The 25,613-nt window shown below is 68.8% G+C and carries 25 protein-coding genes; 10 read left to right on the top strand and 15 right to left on the bottom strand.

The genetic code is table 11. The features are described 5' to 3' along the window. Nucleotides 1–263: 263 nt before the first annotated feature. The 3 genes from ACFY0P_RS14795 to ACFY0P_RS14785 form a co-directional block, all read right to left on the bottom strand. On the bottom strand, nucleotides 264–545 hold the full coding sequence (locus ACFY0P_RS14795; protein WP_089106629.1) for an HU family DNA-binding protein: 282 nt from the start codon (nucleotides 543–545) through the stop codon (nucleotides 264–266). Between the two features lie 283 nt (nucleotides 546–828). Continuing rightward, nucleotides 829–2,232 carry an NAD-dependent malic enzyme gene (locus ACFY0P_RS14790; protein ID WP_388911767.1) on the bottom strand — a complete coding sequence of 468 codons (1,404 nt, stop codon included), beginning with the start codon at nucleotides 2,230–2,232 and terminating at the stop codon, nucleotides 829–831. A gap of 360 nt (nucleotides 2,233–2,592) precedes the next feature. Continuing rightward, complete coding sequence (locus tag ACFY0P_RS14785; protein ID WP_388912786.1) at nucleotides 2,593–4,824, bottom strand: HelD family protein; 2,232 nt, start codon at nucleotides 4,822–4,824, stop codon at nucleotides 2,593–2,595. Between ACFY0P_RS14785 and ACFY0P_RS14780 the strand changes: the two genes are divergently transcribed. Continuing rightward, nucleotides 4,765–4,959, top strand: coding sequence for a hypothetical protein (locus ACFY0P_RS14780; RefSeq protein WP_388912840.1), 195 nt, complete (start codon nucleotides 4,765–4,767; stop codon nucleotides 4,957–4,959). The two genes, ACFY0P_RS14785 and ACFY0P_RS14780, sit on opposite strands and share 60 nt — an antisense overlap. Nucleotides 4,960–5,105: 146 nt before the next feature. Here the strand turns inward: ACFY0P_RS14780 and ACFY0P_RS14775 are convergent, their stop codons facing one another. From ACFY0P_RS14775 to ACFY0P_RS14765, 3 genes are all read right to left on the bottom strand, one after another. Further along, a complete protein-coding gene (locus ACFY0P_RS14775; RefSeq protein WP_388911764.1) occupies nucleotides 5,106–5,927 on the bottom strand; it encodes an anti-sigma factor family protein in 822 nt (273 codons plus the stop codon). Beyond that, a complete protein-coding gene (locus ACFY0P_RS14770; RefSeq protein WP_010039908.1) occupies nucleotides 5,927–6,448 on the bottom strand; it encodes a sigma-70 family RNA polymerase sigma factor in 522 nt (173 codons plus the stop codon). Before ACFY0P_RS14770 ends, ACFY0P_RS14775 begins: the two co-directional genes overlap by 1 nt. A gap of 384 nt (nucleotides 6,449–6,832) precedes the next feature. Further along, nucleotides 6,833–7,435 (bottom strand): CGNR zinc finger domain-containing protein, encoded by a 603-nt coding sequence (locus tag ACFY0P_RS14765; RefSeq protein WP_388911762.1) that lies wholly within the window; start codon nucleotides 7,433–7,435, stop codon nucleotides 6,833–6,835. Between the two features lie 289 nt (nucleotides 7,436–7,724). Here ACFY0P_RS14765 and ACFY0P_RS14760 point away from each other — a divergent pair, with 289 nt between their 5' ends. Next, nucleotides 7,725–8,282 carry a peptidoglycan-binding protein gene (locus tag ACFY0P_RS14760; RefSeq protein ID WP_388911759.1) on the top strand — a complete coding sequence of 186 codons (558 nt, stop codon included), beginning with the start codon at nucleotides 7,725–7,727 and terminating at the stop codon, nucleotides 8,280–8,282. Here the strand turns inward: ACFY0P_RS14760 and ACFY0P_RS14755 are convergent. Together ACFY0P_RS14755 and ACFY0P_RS14750 are read right to left on the bottom strand one after the other, a co-directional pair. Then, nucleotides 8,233–8,757, bottom strand: a complete 525-nt coding sequence (locus ACFY0P_RS14755; protein ID WP_388911756.1) for a helix-turn-helix domain-containing protein — start codon at nucleotides 8,755–8,757, stop codon at nucleotides 8,233–8,235. The two genes, ACFY0P_RS14760 and ACFY0P_RS14755, sit on opposite strands and share 50 nt — an antisense overlap. Before the next feature lie 225 nt (nucleotides 8,758–8,982). After that, on the bottom strand, nucleotides 8,983–9,318 hold the full coding sequence (locus ACFY0P_RS14750; protein ID WP_388911753.1) for a hypothetical protein: 336 nt from the start codon (nucleotides 9,316–9,318) through the stop codon (nucleotides 8,983–8,985). 164 nt (nucleotides 9,319–9,482) lie between these two features. On the opposite strand from ACFY0P_RS14750, the gene ACFY0P_RS14745 reads away from it, so the two are divergent. The 3 genes from ACFY0P_RS14745 to ACFY0P_RS14735 all read left to right on the top strand — a co-directional run bounded on the left by ACFY0P_RS14745 (nucleotide 9,483) and on the right by ACFY0P_RS14735 (nucleotide 13,167). Next, a complete protein-coding gene (locus tag ACFY0P_RS14745; protein ID WP_388911750.1) occupies nucleotides 9,483–10,388 on the top strand; it encodes a hypothetical protein in 906 nt (301 codons plus the stop codon). A gap of 159 nt (nucleotides 10,389–10,547) precedes the next feature. After that, nucleotides 10,548–11,915, top strand: coding sequence for a nitrate/nitrite transporter (locus ACFY0P_RS14740; protein ID WP_388911747.1), 1,368 nt, complete (start codon nucleotides 10,548–10,550; stop codon nucleotides 11,913–11,915). 88 nt (nucleotides 11,916–12,003) lie between these two features. After that, a complete protein-coding gene (locus ACFY0P_RS14735) occupies nucleotides 12,004–13,167 on the top strand; it encodes a uroporphyrinogen-III synthase (protein WP_388911744.1) in 1,164 nt (387 codons plus the stop codon). Between the two features lie 83 nt (nucleotides 13,168–13,250). Here ACFY0P_RS14735 and ACFY0P_RS14730 read toward each other — a convergent pair whose 3' ends face one another. After that, nucleotides 13,251–13,520, bottom strand: a complete 270-nt coding sequence (locus ACFY0P_RS14730) for a hypothetical protein (protein WP_388911741.1) — start codon at nucleotides 13,518–13,520, stop codon at nucleotides 13,251–13,253. Nucleotides 13,521–13,742: 222 nt separating this feature from the next. Between ACFY0P_RS14730 and ACFY0P_RS14725 the strand changes: the two genes are divergently transcribed. The 4 genes from ACFY0P_RS14725 (at nucleotide 13,743) to ACFY0P_RS14710 (ending at nucleotide 16,038) form a co-directional block, all read left to right on the top strand. After that, the gene (locus ACFY0P_RS14725) at nucleotides 13,743–14,597 is read left to right on the top strand and encodes a helix-turn-helix domain-containing protein (protein WP_388911738.1); all 855 of its coding nucleotides are present in this window, start codon (nucleotides 13,743–13,745) and stop codon (nucleotides 14,595–14,597) included. A 17-nt stretch (nucleotides 14,598–14,614) separates the two neighbouring features. Beyond that, nucleotides 14,615–14,800 carry a DUF397 domain-containing protein gene (locus tag ACFY0P_RS14720; protein ID WP_388911735.1) on the top strand — a complete coding sequence of 62 codons (186 nt, stop codon included), beginning with the start codon at nucleotides 14,615–14,617 and terminating at the stop codon, nucleotides 14,798–14,800. A 4-nt stretch (nucleotides 14,801–14,804) separates the two neighbouring features. Further along, on the top strand, nucleotides 14,805–15,440 hold the full coding sequence (locus ACFY0P_RS14715; protein ID WP_388911733.1) for a hypothetical protein: 636 nt from the start codon (nucleotides 14,805–14,807) through the stop codon (nucleotides 15,438–15,440). Nucleotides 15,441–15,624: 184 nt separating this feature from the next. Further along, nucleotides 15,625–16,038 carry a hypothetical protein gene (locus ACFY0P_RS14710; RefSeq protein WP_388911730.1) on the top strand — a complete coding sequence of 138 codons (414 nt, stop codon included), beginning with the start codon at nucleotides 15,625–15,627 and terminating at the stop codon, nucleotides 16,036–16,038. Here ACFY0P_RS14710 and ACFY0P_RS14705 read toward each other — a convergent pair. The 6 genes from ACFY0P_RS14705 to ACFY0P_RS14680 all read right to left on the bottom strand — a co-directional run bounded on the left by ACFY0P_RS14705 (nucleotide 16,021) and on the right by ACFY0P_RS14680 (nucleotide 20,639). Next, nucleotides 16,021–16,548 carry a hypothetical protein gene (locus ACFY0P_RS14705; RefSeq protein ID WP_388911727.1) on the bottom strand — a complete coding sequence of 176 codons (528 nt, stop codon included), beginning with the start codon at nucleotides 16,546–16,548 and terminating at the stop codon, nucleotides 16,021–16,023. The genes ACFY0P_RS14710 and ACFY0P_RS14705 overlap by 18 nt on opposite strands. Nucleotides 16,549–16,613: 65 nt before the next feature. Beyond that, on the bottom strand, nucleotides 16,614–17,975 hold the full coding sequence (locus ACFY0P_RS14700) for a WXG100 family type VII secretion target (RefSeq protein ID WP_388911724.1): 1,362 nt from the start codon (nucleotides 17,973–17,975) through the stop codon (nucleotides 16,614–16,616). Nucleotides 17,976–18,001: 26 nt separating this feature from the next. Beyond that, a complete protein-coding gene (locus ACFY0P_RS14695) occupies nucleotides 18,002–18,304 on the bottom strand; it encodes a hypothetical protein (protein WP_388911721.1) in 303 nt (100 codons plus the stop codon). Then, nucleotides 18,301–18,942, bottom strand: coding sequence for a hypothetical protein (locus ACFY0P_RS14690; RefSeq protein ID WP_388911718.1), 642 nt, complete (start codon nucleotides 18,940–18,942; stop codon nucleotides 18,301–18,303). Before ACFY0P_RS14690 ends, ACFY0P_RS14695 begins: the two co-directional genes overlap by 4 nt. 6 nt (nucleotides 18,943–18,948) lie before the next feature. Next, nucleotides 18,949–19,989, bottom strand: a complete 1,041-nt coding sequence (locus tag ACFY0P_RS14685; protein ID WP_388911715.1) for a hypothetical protein — start codon at nucleotides 19,987–19,989, stop codon at nucleotides 18,949–18,951. Further along, a complete protein-coding gene (locus ACFY0P_RS14680; protein ID WP_388911712.1) occupies nucleotides 19,977–20,639 on the bottom strand; it encodes a hypothetical protein in 663 nt (220 codons plus the stop codon). Before ACFY0P_RS14680 ends, ACFY0P_RS14685 begins: the two co-directional genes overlap by 13 nt. A gap of 371 nt (nucleotides 20,640–21,010) precedes the next feature. On the opposite strand from ACFY0P_RS14680, the gene ACFY0P_RS14675 reads away from it, so the two are divergent. Then, nucleotides 21,011–25,573, top strand: coding sequence for an RHS repeat-associated core domain-containing protein (locus ACFY0P_RS14675; protein WP_388911708.1), 4,563 nt, complete (start codon nucleotides 21,011–21,013; stop codon nucleotides 25,571–25,573). Nucleotides 25,574–25,613 lie beyond the last annotated feature (40 nt).

Below are 25,613 nucleotides of genomic sequence, written 5' to 3'. Positions count from 1 at the left end.
CCGGGGGTCCGGGGGTTGCCCCCGGGCAGGCACAGCATGGAGAAGCTGGTCGAGCTGGGCGCGAAGGTGGAACTGCCGGGCAAGGCCCTCGGCTGACGCCTGCGAGAGCCGGTACGACGATGGGGCGGCCCCTGGTGGAGGGGCCGCCCCATCGTCATGTTCAGCCGCGTCGGCGGACGCGCCCCGAAGGGGCGCGGGGAACTGCGCGACCAGCCACAGCGGGCCCGCAGTCACCCACGGCGCTCAAGCGAAGCGCCTCGGCTTCACTTGCCCTTGGCAGATTCCTTGAGCTTCGAGCCCGCGGAGACCTTCACGCTGTAACCGGCGGGGATGTTGATCGGCTCGCCGGTCTGCGGGTTACGCGCGGTGCGAGCGGCACGGTGGGTGCGCTCGAAGGTCAGGAAGCCGGGGATGGTGACCTTCTCGTCGCCCTTGGAGACGATGTCGCCGACGACGTCGGCAAACGCGGCCAGCACGGCGTCGGCGTCCTTGCGAGTCACCTCGGCACGGTCGGCCAGCGCGGCCACCAGCTCACTGCGGTTCATGTTGTTACTCCCGTGTTCTTCTTGCCATTGAGGCGTGCCACGCGGCGGAGCCGCATGTTGGGCCGGGACGCATCCTGCCCCCACCTGCGGCGGGAACGCCAATCCGGTGCCGCCCATACCCTACGGGTGGGCCGAAGGGGGGGTTTCACGACGCGCCGATCGGATGGCGTGGCAAGTTTCACAAACGTTTGCCTGGGGGCGGCTGCCCCCAGACCCCTGCATCATGCACGTGCGGTTCCTCCCCAGCCTTCGGCCGGGGCCCCCAGGGCCGCTTGCGGGGCGCTTACGCCCCCTTCGCGGCCTCTCGCACCGCCCCCGCCACCGCTCCCGCGACCTTCTCGTTGAAGACGCTCGGGATGATGTAGTTCGGGTTCAGCTCGTCCTCCGTGACCACGTCGGCGAGGGCCTTCGCGGCCGCGAGCATCATGTCGGTGTTCACCGTACGGGACTGGGCGTCCAGCAGGCCGCGGAAAACACCCGGGAAGACCAGCACGTTGTTGATCTGGTTCGGGAAGTCGGAGCGGCCGGTGGCCACCACGGCGGCCGTCTGGCGGGCGATCGCCGGGTCCACCTCGGGGTCCGGGTTCGCGAGTGCGAACACGATCGCGCCCTCGGCCATGGCGGCCACGTCGTCGCCGTCGAGGACGTTCGGGGCGGAGACGCCGATGAAGACGTCGGCGCCGCGCACGGCCTCCTTGAGGCTGCCGGTGAGGCTCTCGGGGTTGGTGTTGTCGGCGATCCAGCGCAGCGGCGAGTCGGCGGGGGCGCCCACCAGGTCCTCGCGGGCGGCGTGCACGACACCGCGGATGTCGGCGACGACGGCGTTCTTCACGCCGGCCGCGAGCAGCAGCTTGAGGATGGCCGTACCGGCCGCGCCGGCGCCGGACATGACGACCCGGATGTTCTCAATTGCCTTGGCGGTGCAGCGAAGTGCGTTCGTCAGGGCGGCGAGGACGACGATCGCGGTGCCGTGCTGGTCGTCGTGGAAGACGGGGATGTCGAGGGCCTCGCGCAGGCGGGCCTCGATCTCGAAGCAGCGGGGGGCGGAGATGTCCTCGAGGTTGATGCCGGCGAAGCCCGGGGCGATCGCCTTGACGATCTCGACGATCGCGTCGGTGTCCTGGGTGTCGAGGCAGAGGGGCCAGGCGTCGATGCCGGCGAACCGCTTGAAGAGGGCCGCCTTGCCCTCCATGACCGGGAGGGCGGCCTTCGGGCCGATGTTGCCGAGGCCGAGGACCGCGGAGCCGTCCGTCACGACCGCAACGGAGTTGCGCTTGATGGTGAGGCGGCGCGCGTCCTCGGGGTTCTCCGCGATCGCCATGCACACGCGGGCCACGCCCGGGGTGTAGATCATGGAGAGGTCGTCACGGTTGCGGATCGGGTGCTTGGACTGCATCTCGATCTTGCCGCCGAGGTGCATGAGGAACGTACGGTCCGAGACCTTGCCGAGGGTGACGCCCTCGATCTCGCGGAGCTGCCCGACGATCTGGTCGGCGTGCGCGGTCGAGCTGGCCGCGATGGTGACGTCGATACGGAGCTTCTCGTGCCCGGACGCGGTGACGTCGAGGCCGGTGACCGAGCCCCCGGAGGACTCCACGGCGGTGGTGAGCTGCGAGACGGCGGTTCCGCTCGCGGGCACCTCCAGCCGGATGGTCATCGAGTAGGAGACGCTGGGCGCCGTTGCCATGGCCGACTTCCTTCGTTGTTTCACCGTGTCGCTGGTTTTGCCGTCCGATCGTCGCACCTACCGTCGGGTAGGCGTTAGCCGGGCCTGATTGCGTACGTATTGTTCGCACGAAAAAGAGGCCCACGTCACAGGTGACGTGGGCCTCTTCCTACGTTCATGACACCGACCCGCCATGCTCGCCTCGCGGCAAGTGGTCGCTCGTGGCGACGAAGGTTGGGCCCGGGGGCTTGGATCGAGCCGGTGTCACGACAAGGCTAACAAACGGATCCCGCGCGGCCATTCCCGTCCGGGGAGTTCACAGGAAAACCCCGGCCGAACCAGCCGAACGGGCCTGCCCCGGTCCTGCCACCGGCCCCGCCGTCAGTCCCTGAGCAGGTCCGGCACTCCGGCCGCATCCGGTTCGTCCCGCTCCCCGGAGACCACCGTCAGCTGCTGCGTCGCCCGGGTGAGGGCCACGTACAGCACGCGCAGCCCGGCCGGGGACTCGTCGGCGATCTCCGCGGGCGAGACGACGACCGTGGCGTCGTACTCCAGGCCCTTGGCCTCCAGGCTGCCGAGGGCCACCACCCGGTCGCCGAGCCCGGCGAGCCAGCGGGCGGCCTCGGCGCGCCGGTCCATGGCGACGACCACACCGACCGTGCCGTCGACCAGGTCCAGCAGCCGCTCGGCCTCGGCGCGCACGGTCTTCTCGAGCGAGTCGCGGACGACGGAGAAGCGGGGCTCGACGCCGGTGGAGCGGACGGCCGAGGGGGACGTGGAACCGGGCATGGCGAGGGCCAGGACCCTGGCCGCGAGTTCGGCGATCTCGGACGGGTTGCGGTAGTTCACCGTGAGCTCGAAGCGGCGGCGCGGGCGGGTGCCCAGGGCCTCGTCGCGGGCCTCGGCCGCCTCGTCCGGGTCGGACCAGGAGGACTGGGCCGGGTCGCCGACGACGGTCCAGGTGGCGTGCCGGCCGCGGCGGCCGACCATCCGCCACTGCATCGGGGTGAGGTCCTGCGCCTCGTCGACGATGACGTGGGCGTACTCGACCCGCTCCTGGGCGAGCCGCTCGGCGCGCTCGCGCTGCGTCTCCTCGCGCATCGGCATCAGCTCCTCCAGGCCGGTGAGCTGGTCCAGCGGGTCCGCCTCGCGCTTCTTCCGGGGGCGGGCGGGGGTGCCGAGGATGGCCTGGAGCTCGTCCAGCATGGCGATGTCGTGGACGGTGCGGCCGTCCCGCTTCAGGGAGCGGGCCACCCGCCGGATCTCGCCGGGGTTGAGGATGCGGCGGGCCCAGCGGCCGAGGCGTCTCTCGTCGGCCATGGCCGTGAGGACGGCCTGCGGGGTCAGCTCGGGCCACCAGGCGTCGAGGAACTCGATGAAGGGGTCCTCGGTGACGAGGTCCTCGTCGAAGGAGGAGCGCAGTTCGGCGGCGAGCTCCGGGTCGGTGTGCCGGCCGGCCGCGCCGGAGCGGGCCCACAGGGCGTCCAGCAGGAGCTTGCGGGCGCGCGGGCGGAGCAGGTTGACCGGGGCGGTGCCGCCCAGCGCGTTGTGCCGGATGCGGTCGAGTTCCTCGGCCTCCAGTTCCAGGCGGCGGTTGAAGGCGACGACCCTGAGCCGGTCCGGTGAATCGTTCAGTTCCAGGGCTCCGCGGGCGGCCTTGCGCAGCACCCGGAGCATCCGGGAGGAGCCCTTGGCGCGGGCGGTGGCCGGGGTGTCGTACAGGGTGGCCTCGGCGCCGTCGACGAGGGAGCCGATGGCGCGGATGGCGACCTGGCCCTCCTCGCCGAGGGACGGCAGGACGCCCTCGGTGTACGCGACGAGGAGCGGGGTCGGGGAGACGATCAGGATGCCGCCCGCGTACCGGCGCCGGTCCTGGTAGAGCAGGTAGGCGGCGCGGTGCAGGGCGACGGCCGTCTTGCCGGTGCCCGGGCCGCCCTCGACGTAGGTGACGGAGGCGGCGGGGGCGCGGATGACCAGGTCCTGCTCGGCCTGGATGGAGGCGACGATGTCCCGCATGGTGTGGCTGCGGGCCTGGCCGAGGGCGGCCATCAGGGCGCCGTCGCCGATGACGGGCAGTGTGCCGCCGTCGAGGAAGGCGGTCAGCTCGGGGCGCATCAGGTCGTCCTCGACACCGAGGACCCGGCGGCCCTTGGAGCGGATGACCCGGCGTCGTACGACCCGCCCGGGATCGACCGGGGTGGACCGGTAGAAGGGCGCGGCGGCCGGGGCCCGCCAGTCGATGACCAGCGGGGCGTAGTCCTGGTCGAGGACGCCGATGCGGCCGATGTGCAGGGTCTCGGCGATGTCGGCGGTGTTGTCGGCGCGGACCGCGCCCTCGGCGGGTTCCACGGCGGTGTAGGCGCCGTCGGGCCCCTTCTTGCCGTCCTTCCCGAGGAGCAGGTCGATGCGGCCGAAGAGGAAGTCCTCGAACTCGTTGTTGAGCCGGTTCAGGTGGACGCCCGCCCGGAACACCTGCGCGTCGCGTTCGGCGAGCGCGCCGGGTGTGCCTACCTGACCGCGCTTGGCAGCGTCGTTCATCAGGAACTCCGCCTCGTGGATCTTCTCCTCGAGACGGCGGTACACCCGGTCGAGGTGTACCTGTTCGACGCTGATCTCACGGTCTCGAACGGAATCCTGGACCGCGTCCCGGAGCGAGTCCTGGACGGAGTCCTGTGCGGTATCCCGATCCGAGCCGTGAGAGCCGACCGCGGATTGCTGAGCCTGAGCGGCCACCGGGCCCCCTTCTGACGTGCTGGGCAGCCGTCAACCGTACGCGAAGGGGGCCCGCCGAAGCCAGGGCCTGTCCGGCGGATCATGCCGCAGACGCGGGACGTGGCACGCACTCCCCCAGAGGGGGCGCCCCCAGCGGCGTTGTCGTCACTCGCCGACAGGCCCTACGCGCTGACCGAGACGAGCTTCTTCCCGTCGAAGGTCATGACCTCGAAGTGGTCGATCTGGTTGGGGGTGAAGGCGGCCCCGCCGTGCACGTAGAGGGGCTCCTTGGCCTTCGCCGACTTGGCGTCGGTGATGCCGTATCCCCAGGTCGGGACGGACCAGGACGTCACCGTCTCGCGCTCGCCGTTCTTGCCGACGGCGATCAGCGAGCACTTCTTCGGGCCGGTGACGTTCTTGAGCTGGAGGACCGCGTGGGTGCCCCAGTCCTTCTTCTCGACGGCGACGGTCGCGGTGACGTGGGTCGTCGGGTCCGTGGCCGTCTTCTTGTCGGTCATGGTCTGGAAGGCCGTCTGGGCGGGTCCCATGGCCATGTCCGCGTTGCCGTTGTCCGAGCCGCCGCTCAGCGCCACGCCGGCCGCCGTGCCGCCGGCGATCAGTACGACCGAGGCGGCCAGTGCGAAGACGTTCCGCCTGCTGCGGACCTTCCGCTTCTCGGAGACCTCGACGACGAGTTTCTCGACCATCCGCGGGCTGGGCCTCGCCGACAGCGACTCGCCGATGGACGGGGTGCTTCCGGAGCCCGGCAGATCCGCCAGGGCCGCGAGCATGGGCTCCATTCCGGCCAGCTCGTCGAGCTGCTGGGCGCACCATTCGCACCCGGCCAGATGGGCCTCGAAAGCGGTTGCCTCGGCGTCGTCGAGAATCCCGAGCGCATACGCGCCGACAGTCTCGTGCTCATTGGGCACCGGAGATTCCTGCATAGCACCAGACATACCCGAACCACCTGTGCCGAACCCGCCGTGCCCCCCGTACACACTCATCACGCCGTCACCCCCCGCTCCTCCAGTGCCAGCTTCATCGACCTGAGGGCATAGAACACCCGCGAACGGACGGTGCCGCTGGGTATACCCAGCGTTTCGGCCGCCTCGTTGACGGTACGCCCCTTGAAGTACGTCTCGACGAGCACCTCCCGGTGGGCCGGGGTCAGGTCGTCGAGCGCGTCAGACAGCGTCATCAGCCACAGCGCCTTGTCGATCTCGTCCTCCGCGGGGATGACCTCCAGCGGCGACGGATCGACCTCCTGCGGCCGGGCCTGCCGGCTGCGGTGACCGTCGATGACGATGCGGCGAGCGACCGTCACCAGCCAGGGGCGTACAGATCCGGTCGCTCGATTGAGCTGGCCGGCGTTCTTCCAGGCACGGATGAGTGTCTCTTGCACGACGTCTTCGGCGCGTTGCCGATCACCGGCGACCAGCCGAAGGACATACGCAAGGAGAGGTCCGGCGTGCTCTCGGTAGAGGGCACGCATCAGCTCCTCATCAGGCTCCGAGGGCTGGGACATGCGATGTCGGGCCCTCGATCCACGTTCATTGGCCACGGCCGCATCCTTGCGCACGCCCACCTCCGGTGTCCGGGGGTTCCCCCAGTCGGTCGCTCCCCCACCGGTACGGAAGTGACTCGCGGGGTGTTCAACAAGACCCCACATTTTTCTGCGAGGTGACATGACGAGCGGGACATGACCCCACATTCCCACCGCGTGATCTTTACATTTCCGACACAACGTCGAAGACGGCCGGGTTGCCCGTACTCACCCGTCACCAAACGGAGTGTTGTCGAAATCACTTTCGCGGAGCTTCGATGAAGATCCGGCAGAAGCCGCGAATGGGACGAGAGTTGGGATGTGGTGTGACGGCCGTCACGCGCGTACGCACGCGCTCACGCACGTTCACGCGCGGGCGAGGGCGGCGCGGCGCCGGTGCCGGGCCACCCGCTCACGGTTCCCGCAGACCTCGCTGGAGCACCAGCGGCGCCTGCGGCCCCGGGAGGTGTCCAGGTACACGAGGGGGCAGCTGTCGCCCTCGCACTCCCTGACCGCCGCCCGCGCGACCGGGTCGGTGAGCAGTTCCACGGCGTCCCGGGCGACGGCGGCGAGCAGCGCCGCGCACCCCGGCGGCCCGGCCAACTCCCGCACCAGGTACCCGTCCTCGCCGGGCACGGCGCGCGGCGCCGGGGGCGCCGCGGCGCGGGCGACGTCGTTGACGCGGGCGAGCGCGAGGTCGTACGACCGGACTCCCGGGGTGTTCCGGCCGCGCACCAACTGCCCCACATGCCCGCGCAGTTCGCGGAAGCCGACGAGCCAGCCGGCGTCGGCGTGGGCCAGCGGGGTGCCCGGTGGGACGAGTCCGGATCCGGTGATCCAGGCCCGCAACGGTTCGAGCCCGTCGAGCCGTTCGCCGGGATGCGTGGTCGCGAGCAGATCGAGACAGATCCGCCCGGCGTCGAAGCGCAGCTCGTACGCGGACGCGGTCGCGGCCGTACCCAGTGCCATGTGCCTGTCACCGCCTAGGACAGGGGAACCGTTCTGTTCACAGTGCCCGGTGCGGCGGGCGGCCGGAAGTCCTCGTACCGGTGTTCCGCCGTTCCGCGGGGTTCCCGTGCGGCCCCGCTCCGGGCGGGGACGCCGATGCCCGGCACCCGGGCCGTCCCCGTTCGGTCCGGATACCCCGGCAGGCCTCGCCGGGCCCCGCTCCGTGCCGTGACCCTGGGTCCTGCGAACGCACAGCGAGCCGCCCCAGGGGGGACCCGCGAGGGACGGCGGTTCAGAAAGGACAACGTTCATGAGCATGCGCACCCGGGTCGTCGCGACGGCGACGGCCGTACTGCTGGGCGCCGGTGGCCTGGCCCTGGCGCCCGCCGCGGCCGCCGCGGCCGCCGCGGCCGCCGCCCCGCCGTACCACGGCATCGACGGCAACGGCACGGTCCTCGACGACTGGCAGGACGAGGAGGACCTCGGCGTGGACGACTACGCCACGAGCAACGCGACAGCCCTGTGGGAGACCGTCCTGTGGGCCGACGGCGCCGTGTGGCAGGACGACGACGGCGACTCGCACCCCTTCAAGAAGAGCCAGATCGACGGCTCGTTCGGGCCCGAGACCGAGTCGGCCACCCAGTGGTGGCAGGAGCACATCGCCGGCCTGGCGGACAACGACGGCGTGGTCGACGAGCAGAGCTGGACGTTCGCCCAGCGGCGGCTCACCGGCCCGGCCGCGGGCGGCTTCGTCACCTACGCCGGCTCCGCGCACAACGGCACCCTCAAGCGGGTCAGCGGCAAGTACCGGGTGCGGCTCAAGGGCACGGGTACCTGGAAGATCGCGTACTACGACCGGGTGGGCTGAACGCGGCCCGGGGGCGGACGGCCGCGGAGCCGTCCGCCCTGCGGGGCAGCGCCCACAGCAGCCCGGCAGCCAGCAGCGCGGCGAGAACGGACGCGGCGAGGGCGGCGATCCGCCACCGCCGTTGTCCTGTGGAGGGCCTGGGACGTTCGGCGGCCTCGGCAGGAGGTTCGGGCTCGGGCGCCGCTTCCGCCGTCGGCTCCGCCGCGCCCTGCGGCCACGCCTGCTCGGCCAGCTCCCACAGCGCCAGCAGCCGCGCCTGGTCGCCGCCGGCCAGCCGGCACAGCACCTGCGCGGCCGCCCGCGGCGGCAGTCTGTCGCCGCTCAGATAGCGCTGCCAGGACGACTTGCTGTACGCGGTACGCCGGGCCAGTTCGGCGAGGCTGAGTCCGGTACGGCCCTTCAGGGCCCGCAGTTGCTCGACCAGATGCCGGGCCTCTCGCGGCAGCGTGGCCGGCAAGGGCTGCCAGCGTGTCATGTTCCGTCACCGTCCCCCGTGTGCCGTGGTCCGGCGTCAGCCTGCCGCCCGCCGGCCGTGATCCGGCAGAGCGCACACCCGCGGAGCGGGGCACGGCCCGTCGCACGCGCGCGGCCGCACGGGACGGCCCGGCGCGCCCGGGAAGGAACGGACCGGAGTGGCAGGCCGCGAGCCGCCCCCTACGGCCCGCTGCGGGAAGCGGCTCCCCCGAACGTCGTACGCCGGTCAGCCGGTCCGCTCATCGCCCGTGGCGAAGAACCGCTGCACGTACTCCCCCGGCGGCAGCCCGCTCTCCCGCATGAGGGAGAAGACCTCGGCCCCCTCCCCCGGCGCCCCGTCGATACGGAACGCCTCGGCGAAGCCCGCGTACCCGACCTCGTCGAGCGCTTCGCAGTACTCGACCGCCTCGGCCTCGGCGCGGCCGATCGCCTCGTCCGCCGAACGGGCGGTCCACAGCGTGACCCGCTCCTCGTACACGCAGAGGCCGCGGTGCCGGAAGACGCATCGGACGCCGTACCAGGACGGACTGTCCGCATCTCTCTCCCACGCTCTCTCGTCCAAGCTCCTTGCCTCCCTGAGCCCGCTCGGCGGCTGCCGAGGGTACCAACGACGGTTCAAACTCAGGTCAATCCCCTGGGTAGCCGTTCCCTCACGTCATGTGCCATGGAAAACTTCTCCAGTTGCAGAAGTGAAAAGAGTGGCTCGGCCGACGGGGAGCGGATGCGATGAGCGCGCGGCAAGTACGGAAGATGTTCCAGTTGATGGCCAGTGGTGAGCCCGTCGAGCTCTCCAACGCCTGGGCCTCCGTGAAGAAGCTCGCCCGGCTCGCCTTCATCGCCCAGCAGTTCGGGTACGAGTACGCCGACGCCCGCCACACCGGCTCCCGCAACAACGTGCTCAAGCTCCTGATCGTGCCGGATCACAGCCCGCAGGGGCGGGCGCGCGCCGCGCAGAACTGGGCGCAGTACCCGAACGCCGCCGACGGTGTCTCGCTGCCGCCCCTCGTCCCCGACGCCGTCGAACTCCTCAAGGCCCGGATCCAGTTCGACCTCACCGGGAAGAACGCCGAGAAGCGCATGCTGCTCGGGGCCGGTGGCATCACCCTCGGGCTGGTGCTGGCCGCGGCGCGCGCCGGCGGCAGTGCGGGCGCCTTCGTCGTCTCCGGGGTCGTATGGGTTCTCCTCATGGCGGTCATGGGGCTCGGGTTCTTCGTCACACGCGGGCGCAACGCCAAGTTCGCGCAGCGGCTCCAGGCCGCCGGGTTCGTGCCGGTGACGGGAGAGGGTGGGCGGGTGCGGTATCTGCCACCGGGCACGCCCATGCCCATGCAGCAGGGCCCCATGCAGCCCGAGTACCAGCCCCAGCCCCAGTACCAGCCCCCGCAGCAGCCCGGCCCCTACGGCCCGTATGGCGGCCAGGGCGGCCACGGCCCCTACAGCGGCCAGCCCCTCGCCCCCGCCCCCGCCCCCACCGGTTACGGTCAGCAGCCCCCCGCCCCCTACACCCCCGGCCCCTACGCCCCGCCCCAGCAACCCGCCGGGCCGTACGGCGCTCCCCAGCAGCCCGTCGGCCCGTACGCGCCCGGCCCCTACCACCAGCAGCCCCAGCAGCCGCCGTACCCCTCCCACTGACCCGGCCCTCGCCCCGGACCTCTCACCCGGCCTCTCCCCGGGGTGAGAGCAACGTTCCCTTCCGGTCACCCACAGCCACAGCGTGGAAACGACGCCTCCCTACCTTCGTGGCCTAGTCACTCGTAGCAGACCGAGCACGCGGAGCACCGTGGAGGCGTCATGACAGCCCCAGCCCCTACTTCCCGTAGTCGCTGGATCCAGGAGTGGGATCCGGAGGACGAGGCGTTCTGGAACGCGACCGGTGAGAAGGTCGCCCGGCGGAACCTGGTCTTTTCCGTCCTCTCCGAGCACATCGGGTTCTCGATCTGGACCATGTGGTCGGTTCTGGTGTTGTTCATGGGGCCGGAGTACGGGCTCACCCCGGCCGACAAGTTCCTGCTGACCTCGATGGTCACGCTGGTCGGCGCGGTCGTCCGGGTGCCCTACACCTTCGCCGTCGCGATCTTCGGCGGCCGGAACTGGACGATCATCAGCGCCGGGCTGCTGCTCATCCCGACCGTCGCCGCGTTCGCCGTGATGAAGCCGGGGACGTCCTTCGACACGTTCCTGCTCGTCGGCCTGCTGGCCGGTATCGGCGGCGGGAACTTCGCGTCCAGCATGACCAACATCAACGCCTTCTTCCCGATGAAGAAGAAGGGATGGGCGCTCGGGCTCAACGCCGGCGGCGGAAACATCGGCGTGCCCGTCATCCAGCTGGTCGCGCTCGCGATCATCGGGGCCAGTGGCGGGCCGCGGGTGCTGCTCGGGATCTACATCCCGCTGATCGTCGTCGCCGCCGTCCTCGCCGCGCTCTTCATGGACAACCTCGCCACCGTGAAGAACGACACCGGCGCCGCGATCGACGCCGCCAAGGACGGGCACACCTGGATCATGTCCTTCCTCTACGTCGGGACGTTCGGGTCGTTCATCGGGTACGCCTTCGCCTTCGGGCAGGTGCTCCAGGTGCAGTTCGGGCGGACCCCGCTGCAGGCCGCCTACCTGACCTTCATCGGTCCGCTGCTCGGCTCCCTCATCCGGCCCGTCGGCGGCTGGCTCGCCGACCGGTACGGCGGGGCGCGGATCACGCTCTGGAACTACGTCGGCATGGCCGCCGCCACCGCCCTCCTCGTCGTCGCCAGCATGCAGAAGTCGCTGCCGATGTTCGTGACCGTCTTCGTCGTGCTGTTCGCGCTCAGCGGGCTCGGCAACGGGTCGACGTACAAGATGATCCCCGGCATCTTCCAGGCCAAGGCCCTCGCCAAGGGGCTCCAGGGAGAGGAGGCGGCCGCTTACGGGCGGCGGCTGTCCGGGGCCTCCATGGGGCTCATCGGGGCGGTCGGCGCGCTCGGCGGTGTCGGCATCAACCTCGCCTTCCGGCAGTCGTACCTCTCCTACGGCTCCGGCACCGGCGCCTTCGTCGCCTTCCTGGTCTTCTACGGTCTGTGCTTCGCGGTGACCTGGGCCGTATACCTTCGCCGGCCGGCCGCGCAGCAGCGGTCCGCGACGGCCACCGAGGCAAAGGCGCAGCTCAGCTACGCCGAGGTGTGACGTAACACTGGTGACATGAACCCGAACCGAGCCTGTCACGCACCGTTGACAGGCTCGTTCGGCATGCGGGTCAGCTAGGAGAGCAGCCATGGACGAGGAACAGCAGCAGCGACCGCAGGCCGGTCAGCACGGCCCTCTCGCGGGGTTCACCGTCGGGGTCACGGCCGCGCGCCGCGCCGACGAGCTCGGGGCCCTGCTGCAGCGGCGCGGTGCCGCCGTGCTGCACGCCCCCGCCCTGCGCATCGTGCCGCTCGCCGACGACGGCGAACTGCTCGCCGCCACGAAGGAGATCATCGACCAGGCGCCGGACATCGTCGTGGCGACCACGGCGATCGGGTTCCGGGGGTGGGTCGAGGCCGCCGACGGGTGGGGGTTCGGCGAGGAGCTGCTCGGCCGGCTGCGGGACGTGGAACTGCTCGCCCGCGGGCCCAAGGTCAAGGGGGCGATCCGGGCCGCCGGGCTGACCGAGGAGTGGTCGCCGTCCTCCGAGTCCATGGCCGAGGTGCTCGACCGGCTCCTGGAGGAGGGCGTCGAGGGCCGCCGGATCGCCGTACAGCTGCACGGGGAGCCACTGCCGGGGTTCGTCGAGTCGCTGCGGGCGGCGGGCGCGGAGGTGCTGCCGGTGCCGGTGTACCGGTGGATGCCGCCGGAGGACCTGGGCCCGGTGGACCGGCTCCTGGACGCCGTCGTCTCCCGCTCGGTCGACGCGCTCACCTTCACCAGCGCGCCCGCCGCGGCCTCCCTCGTCTCCCGCGCCGAGCACCGCGGGCTGCTCGGCGACCTGCTCGCCGCCCTCGGCCACGACGTCGTCCCCGCCTGCGTCGGACCGGTGACGGCGTTGCCGCTCCAGGCCCTCGGCGTCGACACCATTCAGCCGGAACGCTTCCGGCTCGGCCCCCTCGTACAGCTGCTCTGCCAGGAACTCCCCTCCCGCGCGCGGGCGTTGCCCATCGCCGGCCACCGCGTCGAGATCCGGGGCCACGCGGTCCTCGTCGACGGCGCGCTGAGGCCGGTGCCGCCGGCCGGGATGTCCCTGCTGCGGGCGTTGTCGCGACGGCCGGGCTGGGTGGTGGCCCGCGCCGAACTCCTGCGGGCCCTGCCGGGTGCCGGGCGCGACGAACACGCCGTGGAGACGGCGATGGCCCGCCTCCGTACGGCCCTGGGCGCGCCCAAGCTGATCCAGACCGTGGTCAAGCGGGGGTACCGGCTGGCGCTGGACCCGGCGGCGGACGCGAAGTACGCGGACGTGTGAGGAACCGGCAGGACCGTCAGCCCTGATGTCCCCTTACAGGTAGGTCACCTGGTGGATGTAGAGACACTCGTGCCGCGGGACGATCAGGTGTACAGGAAGAATCCGCCGGGGACATGCGCGACGGTCCCCTTGGGCCCGGCCTCCTGGCAGGAGGCGCCGTCGAGGTAGAAGGCGGCGCCGGCACGGACCAGCTCGTCGGCTCTTTTCTCGATCTCGGCGACATCGTGTACTTCGAGTCTGCCGTGGCCGCTCAGCGCCGCTCGTACGGTCATGCGTGCGACGCGTGCCGCGCGCGGGTCGTGCGGCAGACGGAGGGCGTACGCCCAGGTGTCGGGCAGGGATACGGTGTCCACGGTGACCTCCGACGAGAGATGGAACTCGGGTTCGCCCAACGACCATGCCGGGCGGTGGCTCTGCCTGCGGGGTGCGCTTCCGGCTTACAGGCGCGGCTGGTTGAGCGGTGCGTTATCACCGTAAGGCAGATGGTTAGATGCATCTAACCGAATGTCATTAATGCATCCATGCTTCACTCGTGTGAGGGAGCACAGGCCGCCTCACACCAGAAAGGAGACGGTGTGCCGTCCACCGAGAGCCCCACGCTCCGACAGCGACGGCTGGGTGCGGAACTACGGAAACTGCGGGAGCGAGCCGGACTCACCGCCACCAGCGCCGGGGAACTCCTCGGCGTCAACCAAGCGCGCGTAAGCATGATCGAGACAGGCCGCACACCGGTCAGTGCCGACCGGTTGCGCTCCATGGCTCGTACCTACGACTGCTCCGACGAGGAACTCATGGACGCGCTGGCCTCGATGACAGGCCGACGCAGTCGGGGATGGTGGGAGGAGTACCGCGAACACGTACCCGTAGCGCTGGTCGATCTGGCCGAGTTGGAGCACCACGCCTCCGCGCTGCGGGTTGCACTGCTCATTCACATCCCCGCGTTGCTGCAGACGACGGAGCACGCCCGCGCGCTCTTCCGGTCAGTAGTGCCGCCGATGCGCCAGCACGAGATCGAGCACCGCCTCACTCACCGCGTCAAGCGGCAAGGCATCCTGCACCGGGCAGCCCCGCCCCCGTACACCGCGATCATCCACGAGGCGGCACTCCGTATGAGATTCGGCGGCCCGGCCGTTGCCCGAGACCAGCTCACTCACCTGCTCGACATGAGTGAACTCCCGCACGTCACCGTCCGGGTGGTCCCCTTCGGCGCTGACAACTTCCCGACCACCGGTCAGTCCTTCGACTACGTGGAGGGCCCCGTCCCGCAGCTCGACACGGTTCAGCTCGACTCCCATCACGGTGCCTGCGAGTTTCTCGACGCCGAAGCTCAGTTGAACAAGTACCGCGCCGTACTGGGCCGCATGGAATCCTGCGCACTCACACCGGCCAAAACCCGCGACTTCATCAGGCAACGGGCCCTGGACCTTTGACCTCCGAGGAGGCACCTGTGCACATACTCCACTGGCGCAAGTCGACCTACAGCGGCGACGGCTCGAACTGCGTCGAGATAGCCCCCACCCCCCACGCAATCCACATCCGCGACTCGAAGCACACCACCGGCCCCCACCTCACCGTCGCATCCTCCACCTGGGCCCACTTCGTCTCCCGCGTGGCGCGCCCCCGGCCCCAGTGACCGCATGGGAACGGACATCCACGGCTGGATCGAGTGCCGCACCTGGCGCGAAGGCCTGAACCACGACGAGACGGCCTGGTCCCCGGCGATCAGCCTGTCGATGCTGGGCATGCCGCGGGACTACGACGGCTTCGCCTGCCTCTTCGGCGTACGCGACTTCAACACCACGTGGCGCCCGGTGGCGGCGAACCGAGGCCTACCACCGGACACGTCCCCCGAGGTCCGTGCGGAACACACCACCTGGGCTGCCGCGGCCTTCGCCGAGACCTGGCTGACCTGGCCGGAGGCGAGAGCGATCGACTGGGCGGAACCAGCGGTCCCCCGCACCACCCACATCGCCCGCTACCACCGCACCCCGGACGGCACCCTCCGCCTAATCCACCACCACGACTGGAGCAGAGGCTTCGCCCGGGCAAGCGGCATCAACACGCTCACCACGTCCCCGGCGGACCTGGCCGGCCTCCACCCCGAGGGCACGGAATGGACCACCGGCACCACGGTCTACCGAACCGAACGCCTCCGCCGCCGTGACGCGGTCCCGGAGGACGGCCCGTGGGCGCCGGTGTGGACGGTGATGGAGGCCTTGGCGGGGGTCCACGGCGAGGAGAACGTGCGGCTGGTTGCGTGGTTCGACGAATGACCGCTCGATATCCTCTACCGGACCCCGCTCAGGAATGGGAGAGCTCATGCCCGACGCTTCGAGGACCGAGGGCTCCACGGCACAGCGCCCCCAGCGCTCTCTCCTGGGAAACTTCCTCTTCGGTGCAGGAACGGTTGTCGTCCTGGCCACGATGGCACTCGGTGCCTTCGCAGGTGTCGCATTCATGGACAAGCTGGCGGGTCTCTCACCGCTTTCTGTCTTGGTGCCTGACCACGGGCACACCTCTCTGGTTGTCGGGGGTATCGCTGCGGGAGGTGTCATCGGCCTGGTGCTCCCGACGATCCTGTTCGGCATGGTGCGGGACCGCGGACAAGAGCCGCCGGTCGGCCCTGCCTCAGCTTTGCTGAAGGTGCTCGCTCTCCTCGTCTTCGGCATCTATCTCCTGGTCGGGTCGATCGTCGTGTCCCAGGTGGGATGGATCCTTCCTCAGGGCGTCACCACTCTGGTGGCTGTCTTCGCCATCGGTTTCAGTTGGATGCCGCTGGCCATGGTCCCGTGGGAAAAGCTGGGCTTGAAAGGGGTCGTAGGAGACCGATTCGGGTCACGTCACTCATCGGGCTCACACCAGGCGGACTGAATTCGCCAATTCATCGGCGATCCGCCCCAGTTCCTCACCCAGTCCCAGCGTCATCCACAAGAGCCGACATTCCAGGAGGGTGGGATGGTCCCGGGGCAGCACGTAGTGAGCCACGCCTTCCAGGATCGCGCTGGTGTCGGTCTCAGGTGCGGTGGGCTCGAAACGGTGGACTCGGAGTGCCGGTCCCAGAGGTAGTTCGACCTCGGTGAGCGCGGGCTTCCCGAAGAAGGGGCCTTCCGCGATGGCTGCTTCGGCCCTGAGCACGTCCATGTGCAAGGCCTCCGGAGCAGCCTTCAGTTCCCGTACCGTGTAGCTGGCCAGGACCGCGCCGTTCGGCGGAGCCAACAGCGCCGCACACACCGCCCGTTGCCGTACTGCGGTGCCCCAGTACCAGAGAAGGTCTTGGGCGAACGCGCGACGTGATTCCGCCGGGGAGTCGCCGTCGATGTGCTGTTCCGAGACTTCTTGCGACCATCCTTCCGGGTCTTCGCGTCCCAGATCGAGGACCACCCAGTTCTCCGAAGGGGTCAATGCGACCCGGCACTCACGCCAGTTCCCAGCCGTCTCCACAAGGCTCACTTTCCGGTCAGCGCGGCGTCAGGGCCGGTCACATCGATATCAGCTTCATCGCCCCACAGCCCGATGAAGCTATTGGTGTCGGAAGTCGCTCCGATGCCTGTGGCCCCGAGAGCCCATGCGTTGTAGGACAGGGCCTTCTTGAAGGCATCGGGCGTGCCGATGAAGTCGAGATCCGCGGACGACACGTTCCTCATACGGCCGAGTTCGTCCACCATGCCCGGTCCCACATACATGCTGGCCAGACCGCGCATCCCGGCCGTGTTGTACGCGCTACGGGCCGCGGCAAGGTTGTCACCGACCTTGAACAGGTCCCGCCAGTTGCTTCGCACGGCACCCAAGTCGTCCACGAAGGAGCCTTTCAGCCCCTTGAACGCGGCAGCGAACGACACTTCAGGGAGCGCGGCGGCGGGGACTGCGCCGGCGCGCTGGCCGACCATCTCGATCACGAGAGCCCGTCTGGCAGCGGTACCGAGCGTCGGGTTCCAGGCACGGACGTACTGTGTGGCGGCGGTCCACACACGGCTGCGTCCGACCGTGGCGGCGAGCTTCGAGCCTGCCGAGAAGACGCGGCCCACGCCGAAGGTCGCGAGCCCGAGGACATCCATGGCCACATCGCTCCAGGAGCCATCCCCGTTGATGGCGAGCAGGAGGTGACAGGCAAGTGAGACCACGGTCATCACCAACGCCACGGTGCCCAGGACGCCGGCGATTGCCTGCCCAATGACCGGGATCCAGCCGACGAGCAGGGACACCACCCCACAGACCGCCGCGATGGCCCCGGCAGCATTGGCGACCCAGGTCAAGGTGTCCCGTAGGTTGTCCAGCCAGGAGTCGTTGAGCCCGTCCCCATGCGTCGTGTCGTGCACGCGCTTGGCAGCCTTGTTCCCGGCGTTCTCATGGCGGGTCTTCACCGCTGCCAGTTTGTCCCGGAGGTCATCGAGCCCCTCCTGGAGGCCGGTCACCTTCTTGTCGAGCTTGTCCTGCGCGACTTTGTCCGTGCCTTCGGGAGGGTTCTCGGCCTTGGAACGGGCCGCGGACAGATCGTCGTGCTGTTGTTCCGCCTGGGTGAGGAGGCGATCCGCGTCGCCCTGGATGGTCTCCAGATCGGTGTAGTACTCCTTGAGCGCCGCTCCCCCGTCGGCGTAGCGGTCGTGCGCCTTGCTCACCGTTTGCGCGGTGTCGTTCGCCTTGTCTGCAAAGGCACGTCCCGCGTCGGAGTCCCAGCTCTCCTGGTTCCCGAGACGGCGCAGTGCCGCGACGGTGTCGGAGATGGTCTTCGCCGTAGCCTCGAACCGGCGTGAGAGTGCTTCCATCGCCTGGGCGTCGCCTGGCACGGGATCGCCGGCCTCGCCCAGCACTTCCCACCTGTGGTCAGCCGGGCGGCTCACTTCTTCTGCCCTTTGCCCACCAGCGCGTTGTAGAGCGCTGTGTCCAACTCCGTGTAGGCCTTACCTGCTTCGTGGGCCAGTTGCCCCAGTCCCTGGATCTCCTCGACCATCTTCTTGCGGTTGTCGTCCCAGCCGTCGGAGAAGTCCTGCAACCGCTCGTACAGAAGCTTGTGCCCGACCGTGCGGCGGTCATAGGAATCCATGAGTTTGTCGAGTCCTTCGAACTCCGTTGCCACCGATCGCAGGCCTGCCCCCGCCGTGTGCAGGTCGTCGGTCGAGACCTTGAGCTTCTTGGTCACCCCTGTGCCCCTGTCGTCTCCTCTTCTCCACGCCGCCAGCGCAAGGTCGCGGCCACCGCGTCGAAGAGCTCCACCATGGCGTCCGCGATCGGCTCCAACGGTGTACTGAAGGTCAGCATCAGCACGTTGTCGCGGTCCAGGACCGGTACGAAGTACTCCACGATCGTGTCCTGGAACTCGGATCCCAGCCGACGTGACTCCTTGGTCCGCTCACGCCGCAGCAGCCGCGCCGCCCGCCCTGCGGCGGGCAGGGTCACGGGTTCGACCTCGCCGGAGCCGCTCAGGGCAGCCACCGCATCAAGACTGTCGAACTTCTCGTCGAGGAGTGACACCAGCAGAGACGCCGAGAGTGGGATGCCGCCCGCTTCCAGGAACGACAGATACAGCGCCACACCGCCCCGCTCGGCCCCCGCCTCGGCAGCGCCACGGAGCTGTTCTTCCGCCTTCCGGCGCAGCACGGGCTGATCGTCCACCCCGGCGAACTGCCGCCGGATCAAGGCACTGATCGAGGCCTCACGCCGATCCGACGGCTGCAGGGGAATGCGGTACCAGTCCTCGGGCGTGATCAGCCCGAAAACGGGTGTCTGACGAACGGCCTGTTCGCCGTATAGGTTCGTTCGCTCAGGCACGGCGCCCAATATCTCTCAACGGTTGACGGACTGGATCTCCTGCACGATGACATCCTGGGTGGCCCCGAAGGTGCCGTCATCCAGGGTTCCGCCAGTCCCTCCCGTACCCGTCCAGCTGATCTTCCAGGTGATCGTGGCCTTGAGCGGGTACGAGCCCGTGCCCGAGGAGTGCAGGTACTTCACCCCACAGGGTGGCGTCTCACCGGCCTTCCCCTTGGCGTAGGCCTCACCGATGCTGCCGTTCTTGAACCCGCAGACGCCCGACGCCGGATACGTCACCGCATCCGAGGTTCCGGGGTCGATCTTGAGAGAGTACGGCGTGGCGGTGGTCGTGGCGCTGATGCCGAGCACGGGAACGGACGCGGTGACGGAGACCGGCTTGAACTCGGCACCGTCCAGCCAGGCCCAAGTGGGCAGGTTGACCTTGGTCTTGTCCGCGGGGGCCAGGGTCACCTTCGTACTGGGGACACGGATCTGGTTGTAGGCGAGCTGAGAGAGGATCTCCGGGGTGACCGCCTGGGGTACGTCCGCCGGCGGGTTGTCACCCGTGTCCACCCAGAAGATCGGCTTCGTGCAGTCGAGCGCGCCGGGGTCTCCCTCACGGCCCTTCGTGACGTACGAGTCCCACCAGTAGCCCTTGCCGGCCTTGTCCTTGTTGAAGTCCTTGTACGGCTTCCCGTTGACGTAACGGTCACGCTGCGTGGCATCCCACTCGTAACCGGTCGAGTCGGCCTCCCAGATCGGTGTCAGGTAGGCCTCAAGGGCATCGGGTGAGTACTTGGGGGCGTAGTAACAGGCTGGCGGCGTCCAGGTCGTAGTCGGTGTCATCGCACCGGTCGAAGCCCCGGAGCCGTTCTTGGAGAGGTCGTAGACAACGCCACCGGCGGTAGCAGAAATGGTGCCCTTGCCATCCGAATTACCTGAGGAACCTGGCGGTTGGTCTCCCTCGCCACTCCCCGGTCCATAGGCAAACGCCGTCCCCGGAAACCCCGAAACGCAGGCGGCCGTGATCACGCCGAACGCTAGCCACCGTCTCCAACCGCCTATCCGGCGCATGACTTGTCCCCCCGCTTGGAGATCAGGTTACTGGTCTGCCACACGCCCTTCTTGTTCTTCTCAAGGCGGGTGTTGTACAGCACGTACGGGCTCTGGTCCGATGGACTTTTGTCGACCTTCCCGGTCTTGCGGTTCTTGTTGAAACCCTTGCTCTCGTCGGAGCAGTAGACGACCGACGCGGTGGCGCCACCGGAGAGCGTGACCTTGGGGGCGTAGTAGCGAGTCGTCCCTGTAAAGGAAAGATTGGAATCCAGGTACGCCTGGACCCAGGCAATGGCTTGGCTAAGCCCCTTGTCCTTGTAGTAGAACGACAGGCCTGGGGCTCCGGTGTCACCACGCAGAATGGCATCGTTGATTGCATCGATGCGTCCGGCGGTGTCCGCAAGGACGGCATCCTTGGTCGCATCGCCCGTCTTCCAGTCCTCATACTTGTCCGTGACATCCGACGGCAACGTGATCTTCGGCCGGCCCGAGTCAGCCACCGAAGCCGAAGCACTCGGCGAAGGCGAAGCAGAACTCCCCGTGTCCGCCCCCGCGATCTTGCCGTTCGAGTCGGACTTGTCTCCGTCACCTCCGCCGCACCCGGCAAGCAGCAGTGCGGCCGCCACACCGGCGGTGGCTGTCGTGAGCAGGCGGGAACGGGGGGTCACGGTGGGCTCCTGGTGGGGCGGTTGGGGTCTGCGAAGCAGCGAATACGGTATCGGGGTCCATCCGGAATGCACCAGAGCGATTTGCTGCACGCCAGCCGAACGAAACGCACACGGCACACCATAGCCGGGCAACTCAGCACCTCCACCACGGCTTTGGTGCCGACCCGTGACATCACCGCGACTCCCGGTTGGCCTCCGCAAAGGACTGTTGGCAGGGCAGGCTTCCGGAAGACGGGATGCCCACACATCCGGACGGGCCACCTGTCCGAGCCGGAGTCACAGAGCGGGCTTCACCTCATACAGGTGGGACCTGTAACTTCACGTGTGCACAGGTTTGTTGATGAGGCGTACGCGACGGGGGTTGCGGGATCATGGCGGGGTACCGACCGGCGGACTGGCATCCACTCGACCTCGACAGGGACCCGACCCCCGGCGACCCCCAGCGGGTCCGCACCCTCGCCGCACAGTTGCATTCCTTCGCGGACGACGTCTCCGATGCCCTGCGTCTGGTCAAGGGCATGGCCGGTGAGGACACCCTCCTGCAGTGGGCCGGGAAGTCGGCCGAGGTGTTCAAGGAGCAGTTCAAGGACGTCCCGAAGAACCTGAAGAAGCTGAAGAAGTCCTACGAGATGTGCGGGGACGCCCTCGCGGACTACTGGCCGAAGCTGGAGCGGGCGCAGGCGCTTGCCGACAAGGCCCTGGTCAAGGCGAAGGAGGCGCAGTCGGACCTGTCCTCCGCCAAGTCCCGGCTCTCCTCCGCCGATTCCTGGGTCACCCGGGCCACCAAGGAAGCCGACAAGTACAAGGACGACCCCACCGGCAGCAAGTCGGACGCCGACAAGCCCGACGAGGGCAAGGTGCGGGCGGCCACCCGGGACGTGCAGAGCGCCAAGTCCGCCCACACCCAGGCCCAGTCGGACGTCACCACCGCCCAGAACGCTCTCGACGCCGCGAAGAAGATGGCCGAGGACGCCCGCAAGATGCGCGACGACGCGGCCGGTGAGGCGAAGCGGAAGATCGACGAGGCCTCCGATGCCGGTATCCCGAACCGGCACTGGTGGCAGGACGTCGGGCACTGGTTCGAGGACAACTGGGACACCATCGTCACCGTCTGCAAGGTCGTCGTCGCCGTCGTCGGGATCATCGCGATGATCATCGGCGGGCCCATCCTCGGCGCGATCGTGCTGGTGGCCGCGCTCGTCGTGCTCGCGGACACGCTCTACAAGTACTCAAAGGGCCAAGCGTCGCTGTGGGATGTGGCGTTCGCCGCGCTGGACTGCATACCCGGCGGCAAGGGCATCACGAGCCTGGGCAAACTCGCCAAGGGGCTGAAGGAGATGAAGAACCTCCGTGGCGGCATGAAGGCCATGAGCCTCGCCGTCCGCGGGCTGGGGAAAAACGCCCGAGGCATGCTGGCCGAAGGGGCGGAAGGGGCCTTCAACCGGCTCAAGAGCGTCGTCCGATCGAAGGGCAGCGACCCCGTCGACATGGCCACCGGCGCCATGTATCTCCCGCAGAACGACATCGAGCTGCCCGGCCTGCTGCCGTTGGCCTTCACCCGCCGCGTCGCCTCCGACTACCGCTGCGGCTGGTGGTTCGGACCGAGCTGGGCATCGACGCTCGATGAGCGTCTGGAGGTCGACGAGCGCGGGGTCGTCCACATCACCGAGGACGGCCTGCTCCTCGCCTATCCCCACCCCGCCGCACCGCACACCCCGGTCCTCCCCGAGACCGGCCCCCGTCTGCCCCTTACTCGCCAGGACGACGGCGGCTACCAGAGCACCGATCTTCTCACCGGGCACACGCGGCACTTCGCCCGCCCCAATGCCGACGGCATCGCCCTGCTCACCCGAATATCCGACCGTAACGACAACACCATTGAATTCCACTACGACGCCGAGGGCACTCCGCAGAGCATCCGCCATTCCTGCGGCTACCACCTCAGGCTGACCGTCGAAGAAGGCCGCGTCACCACCCTCACCCTCGCCGCAGCAGCAGCAGAGGACGGAAGCGACGTCGTCGTCAAGCGGTACGGCTACACCGACGGCAATCTCACCTCGGTCACAAACTCGTCGGGGCTCCCGCTCACTTTCACCTATGACGAGCGACTTCGCGTAACTTCGTGGGTGGACACGAACCACCGCCGCTACCAGTACACCTACGACGACCAGGACCGCTGCCTCGGCGAGGGCGGCGAGGCAGGACATATCGCGATCACGCTGTCCTACGACAGCGTCGACCCGGGCTGGCCCGACTGCCGCGTCACCACCCTCACCACAGCCGCGGGTGCCGTATCCCGCTTCATCGTCAACGACCAGTGCCTGGTCGTCGCAGAGATCGACCCGATCGGCGGCACGGTCACCACGGCTTACGACGCCCGTCAGTACGTCACCGCGACGACAGACCCGCTCGGGCACCGCACCGTCTTCACCAACAACGAAGCGGGACAGCCTGTCGAGGTGATCCGGCCCGATGGCTCCGTCGTCCGGATCGCCTACGACGAACGGCATCGGCCTACGGCCCTGACTCTGCCGGACGGCTCCGCCTGGCTGTACACCAATGACGAGCGTGGGAACATCATCGGCGTCACGGATCCCACCGGCGCGACCACGCGCTTTCGCCGCTCCGCAGATGGCAGCCTGATCGAGGCTCTGGACGCGGCAGGCCGAACTTCCACCTACCTGAACAATGCGGCCGGTCTCCCCCTGGCGGCGACAGACGGTCTGGGCAACACGACCCGCTACGCCTACAACGCCTTCGGCCTGGCCATGACGGTGACTAACGCACTCGGCCACGAGATCCGTCTGGAACGGAACATCGAAGGCCTACCCATCCGCCGCACCAACCCCGACGGATCGTGCGAGAGCTGGGAGTATGACGGTGAGGGCAACTGTGTCCGTCATGTCGACGCCGTCGGCCAGGTGAGCACCTTCGAGTACACCCACTTCGACCGGCTCGCCTCCCGTACCGGTCCGGGAGGCGAGCGCCTCACCTTCACGCACGACGCCGACCTCCGCCTCGCTCAGGTGACCAACCCGCAGGGACTGGTCTGGAACTACACCTACGACGAAGCCGGGCGGCTCCTCGCTGAGACCGACTTCGATGGCCGCACCACCCGTTACACCTATGACGCGGCCGGCCGTATGGCTACACGAACCAACGCACTCGGCCAGAGCGTCCGCTACCAGCGGGACGCGCTGGGGCAGATCACGGCCAAGGACGCGGACGGCACGATCACCCACTTCACGTATGCGCCGAACGGTTCACTGACCGAGGCCGTCAGCCCGGACAGCAACCTGCGAGTGGCATTGGACGCAGTCGGTCGTCGTGTCTCGGAGACCGTCGACGGCAGGACCATGAGCTTCGGTTACGACGCCGCCGGCAATCGGACCCTGCGCACCACTCCGTCCGGCGCGCACAGCGACTGGGCGTACGACACGGCGGGACGCATCGTCCGGTTGGTCACCCGGGGCCACACCGTCGACTTCGCACACGACGCAGCAGACCGGGAGATCATCCGGCAGGTCGACGGCGCCCTGACCCTCACCCGCGCCTACGACAGCCTGGACCGTCTGGTCGGGCAGCGGAGCAGTGGTCCCGGTGACCGACGGATCACGGAGCGCACCTATGCCTACCGCGCCGACGGCTACCTCACAGGCATCCAGGACGCACGCACGGGCGGCCGCCGTTTCGACCTCGACGCCCAGGGCCAAGTCACAGCTGTGCACGCGGCGGGCTGGAGCGAGCGCTACACCTACGACTCCGCAGGCAACCAGACAGAGGCCGAATGGCCCGCCGGCCACCCCGGCCATGAGGCCACCGGGTCGCGTGAGTACACGGGAACTCGGGTGACCCGGGCCGGGGGTGTCCACTACGAGTACGACGCCCTGGGGCGAGTGGTAGTACGCCGCAAGACCCGACTCTCCCGAAAGCCCGACATCTGGCGGTACGAGTGGAATGCCGAAGATCGCCTCATCGCAGTTACCACACCCGACGGCACCCGCTGGCGCTACACCTACGACCCTTTGGGCAGAAGGTCCGCGAAGCTGCGTCTGGCCGCCGACGGGGAGACTGTCCTGGAACGCACCGTCTTCACCTGGGACGGCAACACCCTCTGCGAACAGACCACGGAGCACGGCGACACGGACGGGCGCACCACGCTGACCTGGGATCACGACGGGCTCTCCCCACTCAGTCAGACCGAACGAGTGTGGGCTGCCACGGCACCCCAGGACACCATCGACGAGCGTTTCTTCGCCATCGTCACCGACATCGTCGGCACCCCGACCGAACTGGTCTCAGCTGACGGAGAGATCCACTGGCACACGCGGACCACGCTGTGGGGAACCACAGCCTGGAACCGTGACTCGAACGCGTACACGCCCCTCCGTTTCCCCGGCCAGTATCACGACCCGGAGACCGGTCTCCACTACAACCATCACCGGCACTACGACCCGGAGACCGCCCGCTACACCAGCCCCGACCCACTCGGTCTGCTCCCCGCGCCCAACCCCGTCGCCTATGTGCACAACCCGCAGAGTTGGTCCGACCCCCTTGGTCTGGCGCCCCTGTGCCATCTGCACGGTGGCGACACCGGCAGTCCCGGTGGGCTTGGAATCCTCCCCGGTCCTGCACCGCAGAAGGCCGCGGACATGCTGGACAAGGTCAACGCCCGGCCGGGAGGAATCGGGAAGATCGACGGCTACCATGGCAATGCCAACTGGGGTAACAACTTGTCCGCCCTACCAGGCGGCAAGTACAAGGAATGGGATGTCAACGCCAAGGTCGATCTCCCGCAGTGCAGCGCCCCGGGCTGCGGCAAAGAGATCAGAGGCCCCGAACGGCTCCTGACCCCGAAGGACGGTCCCGGCCCCGCATATTACACACCGGACCACTACGGTACTTTCTACTACGTCGGCGAATTCACAGGGTGATCCAGAAATGACCAGTTTCGATCTCACCGGCACTTCGGAA

The organism is Streptomyces sp. NPDC001714, from assembly GCF_042892755.1.
Classification (GTDB): domain Bacteria; phylum Actinomycetota; class Actinomycetes; order Streptomycetales; family Streptomycetaceae; genus Streptomyces.
This window is presented reverse-complemented; position numbering and strand designations above follow the sequence as displayed.

What these genes read in the sequence shown, in the direction of transcription:
- ACFY0P_RS14795 (WP_089106629.1), bottom strand. Translation starts at nt 545, where the DNA reads ATGAACCGCAGTGAGCTGGTGGCCGCGCTGGCCGACCGTGCCGAGGTG.
- ACFY0P_RS14790 (WP_388911767.1), bottom strand. Translation starts at nt 2,232, where the DNA reads ATGGCAACGGCGCCCAGCGTCTCCTACTCGATGACCATCCGGCTGGAG.
- ACFY0P_RS14775 (WP_388911764.1), bottom strand. Translation starts at nt 5,927, where the DNA reads ATGAGTGTGTACGGGGGGCACGGCGGGTTCGGCACAGGTGGTTCGGGT.
- ACFY0P_RS14770 (WP_010039908.1), bottom strand. Translation starts at nt 6,448, where the DNA reads ATGTCCCAGCCCTCGGAGCCTGATGAGGAGCTGATGCGTGCCCTCTAC.
- ACFY0P_RS14765 (WP_388911762.1), bottom strand. Translation starts at nt 7,435, where the DNA reads ATGGCACTGGGTACGGCCGCGACCGCGTCCGCGTACGAGCTGCGCTTC.
- ACFY0P_RS14760 (WP_388911759.1), top strand. Translation starts at nt 7,725, where the DNA reads ATGAGCATGCGCACCCGGGTCGTCGCGACGGCGACGGCCGTACTGCTG.
- ACFY0P_RS14755 (WP_388911756.1), bottom strand. Translation starts at nt 8,757, where the DNA reads ATGACACGCTGGCAGCCCTTGCCGGCCACGCTGCCGCGAGAGGCCCGG.
- ACFY0P_RS14745 (WP_388911750.1), top strand. Translation starts at nt 9,483, where the DNA reads ATGAGCGCGCGGCAAGTACGGAAGATGTTCCAGTTGATGGCCAGTGGT.
- ACFY0P_RS14740 (WP_388911747.1), top strand. Translation starts at nt 10,548, where the DNA reads ATGACAGCCCCAGCCCCTACTTCCCGTAGTCGCTGGATCCAGGAGTGG.
- ACFY0P_RS14735 (WP_388911744.1), top strand. Translation starts at nt 12,004, where the DNA reads ATGGACGAGGAACAGCAGCAGCGACCGCAGGCCGGTCAGCACGGCCCT.
- ACFY0P_RS14715 (WP_388911733.1), top strand. Translation starts at nt 14,805, where the DNA reads ATGGGAACGGACATCCACGGCTGGATCGAGTGCCGCACCTGGCGCGAA.
- ACFY0P_RS14710 (WP_388911730.1), top strand. Translation starts at nt 15,625, where the DNA reads ATGGACAAGCTGGCGGGTCTCTCACCGCTTTCTGTCTTGGTGCCTGAC.
- ACFY0P_RS14685 (WP_388911715.1), bottom strand. Translation starts at nt 19,989, where the DNA reads ATGCGCCGGATAGGCGGTTGGAGACGGTGGCTAGCGTTCGGCGTGATC.
- ACFY0P_RS14675 (WP_388911708.1), top strand. Translation starts at nt 21,011, where the DNA reads ATGGCGGGGTACCGACCGGCGGACTGGCATCCACTCGACCTCGACAGG.